Origin of the sequence: Flavobacterium humidisoli, assembly GCF_023272795.1 — a bacterium.
Taxonomy (GTDB): Bacteria; Bacteroidota; Bacteroidia; order Flavobacteriales; family Flavobacteriaceae; genus Flavobacterium; species Flavobacterium humidisoli.
In genome coordinates this window covers 3,658,024-3,668,201 of sequence record NZ_CP096829.1, presented here as the reverse complement: position 1 = coordinate 3,668,201, position 10,178 = coordinate 3,658,024, and the positions used below count along the sequence as shown (strand labels likewise).

Here is a 10,178-nt window from a genome sequence, read left to right as displayed (position 1 = left end):
AAGAAAGTTTAAAAAATAGGATTAACCAAAATAAAATTGGCTATGATTAAAAATATAAAAAAGGTTTTCGCGATAATAACTCTATTCTCGGTATATGGAGCCTTTGCACAGCAAGACCCCCAATACACGCAGTATATGTACAATACACTTACCGTAAATTCGGCTTATGCCGGTTCGCTGGGACATTTAGCCATAACAGGAATTTACAGAACGCAATGGGTTGGTATTGAAGGCGCTCCAGATACTCAAAGTTTTTCTTTGGATACTCCAGTCGGAAAAAATGTAGGCCTTGGAATTTCAATCGTAAACGAAGAGATAGGACCAACAGATGAGCAATATCTAGATGCCAACTTCTCTTATACCATAAAATCTGGAGAGACCCATAAACTTTCTTTTGGAATAAAAGGAGGTGGACGCGTCATCAATATTGACTGGTCTAAAGGAAGCTATAAAGATCCCGATGTGCAGTTTCGCGAAAATATTACCAACAAGTTCCTTCCTGTTATCGGTGCAGGATTATATTGGCACGGAGAAAGAGATTATATCGGACTTTCAATTCCAAATTTTATGACCCGTGAACGCTATACTTATGATGATATCAGTGAAGATCTGGTCAATCAGAGAATACACGTCTATCTTATTGGAGGATATGTATTTGACCTTTCGGCGCATACCAAATTCAAACCTGCAGCTTTGGTAAAATATGTGGCCGGAGCCCCTCTGATTGCCGATATATCTGCCAATTTTATGTTCAACAATGCTCTTACACTAGGTGTTTCCTATCGTACATCAGATTCTGTGAGCGGTCTTATTGGAATCCAAATCACGCCTATGATTATGGCAGGTTATGCCTATGATTATACTACAACCGCATTGCAGAATTACAACAGCGGAACACATGAAATTATGCTTCGTTTTGAACTGGTTTCACGCAAAAAAGGACTAAAATCACCAAGATTCTTTTAATACGGATAGTCTATGAAAAGAACAATTACTATACTCACATTATTGGTTATACAGCTGATTTATTCGCAAACCAAAAACAAAACGGCTGATGCTCTTTTTGATAAGATGTATTATGTTGAAGCCGCAAAATCGTACGAGATTTCCATCAACAATGGAGATGCTTCTAAAGAAACGCTTCAGCGACTTGGAGATGCTTATTATTTCAATACAAAAATGTCAAGTGCTTCCAAATGGTACGGAAAACTAATTGCTGAATATCCCAATGACGTTTCTTCCGAATATTTATTTCGCTATGCACAGTCACTGCAAGGGATTCAAAATTATGAACTGGCAAAAAAATGGATGAAAAGCTTCGCCGAAAAACAGAAATCGACCGATGCTAGAGCTAAGAACTTTTCGCTGAAAAATGTGACATTGGAAGACATCGAAAACATAAAACCTTCTTTTATCCTAGAAAACTTGGACATCAATTCTGCTTATTCTGATTTTGGTCCGATGTTTTACAAAGGCGATCTGGTCTACTCCACCACCATCGATTCTTCTTATATAAAAACCGAAAAATACGGTTGGAACGATCAGCCTTATCTGAATATGCAGCTGGGGAAAATCAGCGAAACGCAATCTAACGTTACTTTCAAAGAACGTTTCGGAAAAGAAATTACAACACAGTATCACGAAGCCTGCATTGCCTTTTCTCCCGACGAAAAAACTATTTATTTTACCCGAAATAATTATAACGGGAAATTAAAACGAGACAGCAAAGGCATTAACAACCTGAAGATTTACTCCGCAACAGCTGTAGAAAACAAAGACGGAACCACACAATGGACAGATATTAAAGAACTGCCTTTTAATAGCGATAATTATTCAGTAGGACATCCTTCAGTAAGTAAAGATGGAAAGAAGCTTTATTTCGTATCAGATATGCCAGGAACCATTGGTTCTACAGATATTTTTGTAGTCGATATTTTAGGCAATAACCAATTCTCTCAACCTAAAAATTTAGGCGAAAAAATAAATACAACTGGACGAGAAATGTTTCCCTACATTACCGATCAGGCACTTTACTTCTCTTCTGATGGTTTCTTAGGTTTGGGAGGTTTAGATGTATTTGAAAGCCGTCTAACTGATGGCATTTTTGATACTCCAGCTAATCTTGGAGCCCCATTAAACAGTAATAGGGATGATTTTGGCTATATTGTTAATGAAGCAACTAACAAAGGTTTTGTCTCTTCTAACAGAAAAACAGGCAAAGGCGATGATGATATCTATTCTTTTGAAAGATCGTGCAATCAAGCCATAAGCGGTTATGTTTATGATGCTATTTCGAACAACAGAATCGCTGGTGCAATGGTAACACTTAAAAATGCAAACGGAATAAAAGTATCTGAAACCGTTTCTCAGCTTGACGGAAAATACGATTTTAATAACAATGTAAATTGCAATACACCTTATACTATTGAGGTTACAAAAGAAAATTATAATACCAATAAGAAAGCAATTGTTACAGCAAACAGCTCTGGAAAAACAGAAGCTCTTGTAGGTTTAGATCCTGCTTTAATCGTTCGCGAAAATGGTCTTTTAAAAATAAAAATCGGAATTATCTTCTTTGATTTAGATAAATCAGACATACGTTATGATGCTGCTATAGAATTAAATAAAGTAGTTCTCTTAATGTATCAATACAATAACATTGTTATAAAAATTGAATCGCATACCGACTCTCGCGCCAACGATCAATACAACTTAGAGTTGTCTGATAGAAGAGCAAAAGCCACAAGGGATTATCTAATTTCCCAAGGTGTTGCCCCCGAAAGAATAGAAAGCGCAATTGGTTATGGAGAAACACAATTAATAAATAACTGCTCTAACGGAGTTCCATGCACAGAAGCACAGCACCAAGTCAATCGCAGAAGCGAATTTATTATTACCAAAATGTAAAAAAACGCCCTAAGAATCAAATCTTCGGGCGTTTTTCAATTATCGTATTGCTTTATTTCTTATTTCTTATTTCTTTCTTCTTGCTTCTATTTTCTATTTTCTATTTTCCATTTTCTACTGAAGCTTCACACACATCCACTCGCCTTTCATAATCAATTTATCGTCATCAAAAGCTTCACCCGATTGCTTTATGATTTTTTCACTTGTACGAATGTTTTTTACCACAAATTTAACGAGTTTATTGAACTCAACACCTCCAAAAAACTCGACTTTATCTAAACTAACTAAGCCAAAAACGCCATCTGCAATTCCTAAAAGCTTTATACCTGCACCGCCACACTGCGCCATAGCTTCGATCAAAATAGTTCCCGGAACAAAATTAAAATCAGGAAAACTGCCCTGAAGCCAGGCATCTTTATCTGTAAACGTCTTTAAACCAACGATTGTGTCTGTTGTATAAGAAATAATTTCATCTACAAAGAGAAATGGAGCACGATGCGGAATTAAATCTTCTATTTTTTTAGTCATGTCTGTAATTTTTAACAATGTACGAATCTGAACTGAAATAGACAATATTTAAATTGCATCTGTGTTAAAAGTGGGTTAAAATGTTAAAAAAAAGGCTGGCTCAATTTGAGACAGCCCACGTTACCAACCCTAAAAATCATAAGTTTTATTCTTTCAATAAAATAAAACTTTTAGCATCTGCTTTGATTTTATTTCCTTCAAAATCAATATCGATTATTCCTGTTTTTCTTGGAGACACACCGCTATTGCTAAAATGCGTGTGCAGCACATACTTCATTTTTCCGTTTTTATCATAGAAAACATCACCATGACCTACTCCGTTTATTCCAACATCTTTTCGGCTGATTATCGGACTTTCAGTCGCTTTTTCCCAAGGTCCCAGCGGACTCTTGGCCGTTGCATAACCTACTGCATAATCAGGATTTCTAAAATCATTTGCAGAGTAAATCATATAATACAAATCATTATGTTTCAAAACCGTTGGCCCTTCTGTAACCGGCCAAGAAACATTCTGGGTATTTTCCCACGGAAGAACGCCAGAAATACATTCCTTCAAAGTTTCTTCTTTAATTCCAGACAAGTCATCTTTCAGTTCCGCCACAAAAATTCGGTTCCCATTGGTCAAACGCACATGATAAAGGTATTTTTTGCCATCCTGATCAACAAAAAAGAAAGGATCGATCTGATTCCCCGAATTAAACATTGGAGCGTTAGAATCGTTTTTAAATGGCCCAAGCGGACTATCACTGCTTGCAATGGCAATATTCTCATCGGCAGTGTAAATCATATGAAATTTATTGTTGTATTTGAAAACCTGCGGTGCCCAAAACCCTTTCGTTCCGTATGCGTCTCCTTTTTTAAATGCTAAACCATTTTGTGCTCCTGATTGACCATTCCATTTTTTTAAATCGGAAGAAGTGTACACCTGAAAACCCTCTCCGTTCGGAAAATCTCCAGTTGTGGTTCCGTATAAATAATAAACTCCATTTTCATAAAAAATCGTCGGATCTGCCAACAAGATTGGTTTGTCTTTTGAAACTGTATATTTAGCCGTTTCTTTCTCCTGAGAACAACAGATAAAGACGCAAAATAGCGCAAATAAGCTAAAATATTTTTTTATTTTCATTATTAAACTTTTTATTTAATTAATACTATTTAAAAACTAAAAATCAAATAGTTAAACAAGTACCATAGAAAACCTCTATAGTAGAAATTGAAGCTAAAAACCATTATTTTACTCAAAAATCCGCATCTTGATTTCGGAAAAAATAAGCTTTAAAATCTTCCTTAAAAAATGGTTCTTTACTGCTAACTTCTAACTCAAAACTTATTACTTTTCAGATGAAAATTGATACAAAGAAACAGTATGATACTTCTCTCCTGCTTTTAATGTTATTTGCGCGAATTTTGGCTGATTTGGCGCATCAGGAAAATGCTGTGTCTCTAAGGCAAAAGCAGTTCTAAAATCATCCTTAGCACCTGATTTAAAGGTGTTTTTGCTTTGCATGAAATTTCCACTATAAAATTGTATTCCAGGCTCTTCTGTGTAAATATCTAAAGTAATACCTGAAACTTCTCCTGTAATTGTTGCGGCATGAATAAACCCATCTTTTTTCGCTGTATTAAGCACGTAATTATGGTCATAACCTTTTCCGAATTTCAACTGTTCGTTATTGGTTTCTATTCTTTCACCAATTTTATGTTTTGATGTAAAATCGAATGGCGTATTTTTTACCGATTTCAATTCGCCAGTCGGAATCAAGCCTTCATCAACTGGCGTAAATTTGTCTCCGTAAATTTGTAATTGATGATTTAGAATTGTCCCGCTTCCTTCTCCATTCAAATTGAAAAAGGCATGATTGGTTAAATTGACAACCGTAGTTTTATCTGTTGACGCTTCGTATTCCATTTTTACAGCATTGTTGTCTGTGACCGAATAAGTCACTTTTACATTCAGATTTCCAGGAAAGCCTTGCTCTCCATCTGGCGAAGCATAAGTAAAAACCAAGGTGTTCCCGTTTGTCTTTTCAGCATTCCAAACAACGTCCTGAAAACCTTTTACACCACCGTGTAGCGCATTTTTTCCGTTATTAAGTGGAATCTGATATTGCTTTCCTTCGAGCGTAAATTTTCCTAATGCAACTCTGTTGCCAACTCTTCCGATTGTAGCACCAAAGTAAGGTTCTGTTGCGTTTTTAAAGCCTTTTACACTATTTATACCGACTACAACATCAGTCGGTTTTCCGTTTTTATCCTTAACCCACAAACCTATTAATCGTCCGCCATAGTTGGTAAAAGCAGCCTTCACATCTTTATTTTCAATCCAATACAACGTGACTTTTTTACCATCGATGATTGTATCAAAATTTTTGGCCTCTAAAACCGTTTTCACTGAATCTAATTTGATTTCTGTGTTTTCTTTTAAAACCGCATTTTCTTTTTTACTGTCTTTACAGCTGAATTGGAAAAGTACCAGCAACAAAACTGCGGCAATTTGAATATTTTTCATTTTTATATCTTTTGAAATGATTTTTAATTTGATGGAATAGCCAATGGCGTTCCTTCACTAACTGGCTCGCCTAAAACAGGAAATCCGTTAGCATCCCAGTCAATTTTCTGCATTCTTGGCGACCTTTTGTTTCCGCAACCTTCTCCCGGGTTTGAATTGGCGTGATATAAAATCCAATCCTCTTTTCCATCAGGAGATTTAAAAAATGAATTGTGTCCTGGCGCATAAACTTTGTTCTTTTCTGATTGCTTGAAAATAGGCTCTGGAGATTTCTTCCAAGCATTCGCATCTAGCAAATTATCTCCGCCATTAAAGCTTAACAATCCTAAAGCATAAAAATCAGTCCAGCATCCGCTTGCAGAAAAAACAATGAAAATTTTACCGTTTCTTTCCAAAAACTGCGGTCCTTCGTTCACATTTACTTGCGACGGATTTACCTCATCATGCAAAGCGCCATGCGTTTCCCAATAGTTTGTTGGCGCAGAAATCATAACACGATCGCCATCAATCTCAAGCGGATTTTTCATTTTGGCAATGTAAATATTCTGCTGACCGTTTTTGTCGCCTGCCCAACCTGCCCAAATCATGTAAACCTGTTTTTTATGCTCAAATACATTCCCGTCAATTGCCCATTTGTCAGTTTTCGCCGCAATTTTGCCTTTAAACTCGAAATTCCCTTTAAACGGATCTGAAGATTTATTTTCTAAAACATACATTCTGTGATTGTTGTTATCGCCATTATCGGCTGCGAAATAGCAATACCACTTTCCGTTGATGATATGAAACTCTGGCGCCCAGATTTCTGCCGAATAATTGGTGTTTTTGGGCGGTGTCCAAATCACTTTGCTCTCTGCGTTTTTAATACCCGACAAGTCTTTCGTTTTCCATAAAACCAATTTGTTTCCAAGCGTATTGGTGTAGTAATAATAGCCTTTGTAATACGTGCTGTAAGGATCTGCTCCAGATGGAAGGATTGGGTTAGTAAATGTTTTTTGCTGTGCAAAACTTATCGTTGTGAAAAGCAAGAGGATTAGATATTTTTTCATTTTTAGTTTTTTATTAGTCTTTGAATTTTCTCTCGCAGAGTGTGCAGATTTTTTTTATCAGCGTAATCTGCAAAATCTGTGGGGAGAAATAAATTTTAACTCTAATTCAAAGCATTTATAACTTCTGTATTGACTTTATTTACCGCTTTAAAATCCATCTTATCAACTTTTCGATCATAAGTCATAAAGCCGTTCACTTCGCCTTCGACATCGGTTGTTTGAGTATAGACTGCAGCCGAGAATCCCGTTTTAACGTATTTTCGAAGCATTTCAGCGTACTTTATGTATTCAGCGGTAACTTCACCTGCATTTTTAAATTTAACATAACCCCAGTTGTCATTTGCTCTCCACAAATGTCCCTCTAGCGGAAGTCCGATTCCCCCATATTCTCCCAAGACCGTAACTCTTCTTGCATCGTACAAATACATTTCTGGGCCAGGGTAATTGTGTAAATCCAAAATATCTCCTGTTTGAAAGTGATTTCCGCCACTCGCAGAATTAATCAAACGTGTAGAATCATGATTTTTCGTCCATTCGGTAATTTCAACGGTTTTGAATTGTCCCCAAGCTTCGTTAAACGGAACCCAAACCACAATACTTGGGTATGAATACAAATGATCCATAATCTCTCTCCATTCTTTTCTGTAGATTTCTTCTGATTTTGCAGAACGCTCTAATTCTGTTCCGGTAAAATATTTTGTGTTTTGCCAGATCGGCTGATCGTCGCCACTCGGCATATCTTGCCAAACCAGAATTCCTAACTGATCGCAATGCGTATACCAGCGTTCTGGCTCTACTTTCACGTGTTTACGAATCATATTAAAACCTAATTCTTTGGTTTTAATAATATCATATCTCAAAGCTTCATCTGTTGGTGCGGTGTACAATCCGTCAGGCCACCAACCTTGGTCTAAAGGCCCAAACTGGAAATAATCTTTGTTATTTAACTGCATTCTCACGATTCCATTTTCATCTCGTTTAGACGAAATTTTTCGCATCGCAAAATAACTTTTTACCTCATCAACCACTTTATTTTTGCTGATTAAACGAATTTTAGTCTGATACAAAAACGGACTTTCAGGCGACCATAATTTGGGTGCATTCAAAACAATATCATTGCTTTCACCCACAACCGCTTTTTCTTTAGCAATCTCTTTTCCATTATCGAAAACAGAAATTTCTACCAAATCTCCTTTTTCTGCTCCATTTACCTCAGCTTTAATGCTGATGGTGTTTTGATCGATATTGGGCGTTGTTTTTAATTCTGTAATGTTTTTAGCATTTACAGGTTCAATCCACACCGTCTGCCAGATTCCCGTAACGGGAGTGTACCAGATTCCTTCTGGCTTTTTAACTTGTTTTCCTCTTGGCTGAGGCCCATCATTGGAAGGATCCCAAACTTTTACTACCAGTTTCTGATTTTTTCCTTTTTGGATAAATGGCGTAATATCAAACGAAAATGGCGTATATCCCCCAGTATGACAACCGACTTTTACATCATTCACAAAAACTTCTGTTTTCCAATCTACAGCTCCGAAATGCAAAAGGATTTTTTTTCCGTTCCAACCTGATTCAATCGAAAATTGTGTTTCGTACCAAAGTTCGTTTTTAGCTCCCACGTCTTTCATCACTCCAGACAAGCTCGACTCGGCTGCAAACGGAACCAGAATCTGCCCGTCATATTTTGAAGGCGCCACTTTTCCAAATTCTTGAATGCTATAATTCCACAAACCATTCAGATTTTTCCATTGGCCGCGCTCCATAATCGGACGGGGATATTCGGGTAAAGTTTTATTCGGATCAACCTGCTCTGCCCATTTGGTTTTGATTTTATCTCCCTGCGGCTTCCATTGCGCACTAACCGCAAACATCGATAACAAGGCTAAAAAAAGGATGCTTTTTCTTTTCATGTTCTATATTTTTAGGCATTTTGTAAATGCCATGATTTTCTTCTAAATCAAAATGAATTACCGGGCTCATCTCCACATAAGCCCGATAATTACCAAACTAACTTAACTAACCATTTTATTAATTGTGAAATGTGAGATGTGAAATGCAAAATTTTAGACTGAGTTTTTTCCTCTCAACTTTTCACTTTTTCACTTTTCACTTTTTACTTTTTAACATCTTTCACAATTCCAAATTTCTTCACCAAACTGTCATATTCTTTTTTAGAGATTGTAATCATACAGCCGTGGCGTACTTTTTCTGGGAGACTGTATTTGTCCCAATCTGAGAAAAAAGTATAGCCAGAGGCTTGAAACCAAGGTCCGTTGAGATTATCAGCGATCGATAATCCGTACGAAACACCTGGATATTGTTCGTAGTACATATACCATATTTTATCATCTGGAGAAGGAATAAGCATAGGCGCTTCTCTAAAGTTTGGACTGATAGATTGCTGGGGCAAAGAATAAGGTCCTAAAAGGGATTTTGATTTGGCAATTCGGATGGTTTTTCCGGTTGTCCAATACAAAGTTGGATAGGTTTCGTCTTTAATAACGGCATAATAAGAATCGCCGACTTTACGAATAAAAACATCAATCGTTCCCATATCCCAATCGAATAAACGTTTTGGAGTTCCTTCGAAAGTTTTTAAGTCTTTAGACAAAACATACAAGGTACGCTGACTTGCCCAATAACGTTCGCCATCTTCTTTTGTTCCTTCCAAATGTGGCGTGTGCCAAGTCATGATAAACTTTTGAGAAGGCTCATCATAATATAATTTTGGAGCTCCAATTCGCTGTAAAGCGTTTGAATAATCTGGCGTGCTTTTTAAATCTGGCGTATAATCGGAGTGTTTTTTCCAAGTAATCAAATCATCCGAAACCCAGATATTGATGCTTTTGGCATCGTCTCCTGTATTTCCTGCAATATAATATTTCCCGTCTGGCCCTTTGCAGATGTCGGGATGTCCTTTGTAATCTTCAAAAACGCGTTTTCCGTTGTTCAGATTTTCCCAATGAAGTCCATCCAAACTAACAGAATAATACAGTCTGCCGTAATCGCTGTGCGTCATGTGCGCAAAAAGATAGGCTTCGTTTTTTGGTTTTTCGTTTCCTTTTACCTGCCCAGGAGGGTTCGGCTGTTGCGCATTCGCATAAAAGCTAAACCATAATATACTTGCTAAAAAGAGCTGTTTTGTTGTATTTTTTCTCATTTCGCTTAAGTTTTTTTTTTGCCACAGA

8 protein-coding genes are annotated in these 10,178 nt (G+C 36.9%); 2 read left to right on the top strand and 6 right to left on the bottom strand.

Translation table 11 applies throughout. From position 1 onward, the window contains the following. Positions 1-42: 42 nt before the first annotated feature. Both M0M44_RS15770 and M0M44_RS15765 read left to right on the top strand, forming a co-directional pair. Positions 43-966: a PorP/SprF family type IX secretion system membrane protein gene (locus M0M44_RS15770; protein WP_248726519.1), complete on the top strand. Its 924-nt coding sequence runs from the start codon at positions 43-45 to the stop codon at positions 964-966. A gap of 12 nt (positions 967-978) precedes the next feature. Then, complete coding sequence (locus tag M0M44_RS15765; protein ID WP_248726518.1) at positions 979-2,907, top strand: OmpA family protein; 1,929 nt, start codon at positions 979-981, stop codon at positions 2,905-2,907. 114 nt (positions 2,908-3,021) lie between these two features. Here the strand turns inward: M0M44_RS15765 and M0M44_RS15760 are convergent, their stop codons facing one another. From M0M44_RS15760 to M0M44_RS15735, 6 genes are all read right to left on the bottom strand, one after another. Next, positions 3,022-3,435 carry a 3-hydroxyacyl-ACP dehydratase FabZ family protein gene (locus M0M44_RS15760; protein WP_248726517.1) on the bottom strand — a complete coding sequence of 138 codons (414 nt, stop codon included), beginning with the start codon at positions 3,433-3,435 and terminating at the stop codon, positions 3,022-3,024. A 145-nt stretch (positions 3,436-3,580) separates the two neighbouring features. Then, positions 3,581-4,561, bottom strand: a complete 981-nt coding sequence (locus M0M44_RS15755) for a glycoside hydrolase family 43 protein (protein WP_248726516.1) — start codon at positions 4,559-4,561, stop codon at positions 3,581-3,583. Positions 4,562-4,765: 204 nt separating this feature from the next. Further along, positions 4,766-5,944, bottom strand: a complete 1,179-nt coding sequence (locus M0M44_RS15750) for an aldose epimerase family protein (protein ID WP_248726515.1) — start codon at positions 5,942-5,944, stop codon at positions 4,766-4,768. A 23-nt stretch (positions 5,945-5,967) separates the two neighbouring features. Then, entirely contained in the window at positions 5,968-6,990 is a 1,023-nt protein-coding gene (locus tag M0M44_RS15745) for a glycoside hydrolase family 43 protein (protein WP_248726514.1), read from the bottom strand. Between the two features lie 101 nt (positions 6,991-7,091). Beyond that, a complete protein-coding gene (locus tag M0M44_RS15740; protein ID WP_248726513.1) occupies positions 7,092-8,900 on the bottom strand; it encodes a glycoside hydrolase family 2 protein in 1,809 nt (602 codons plus the stop codon). 203 nt (positions 8,901-9,103) lie between these two features. Beyond that, positions 9,104-10,150 carry a glycoside hydrolase family 43 protein gene (locus M0M44_RS15735; RefSeq protein ID WP_248726512.1) on the bottom strand — a complete coding sequence of 349 codons (1,047 nt, stop codon included), beginning with the start codon at positions 10,148-10,150 and terminating at the stop codon, positions 9,104-9,106. Between the last annotated feature and the right edge of the window lie 28 nt (positions 10,151-10,178).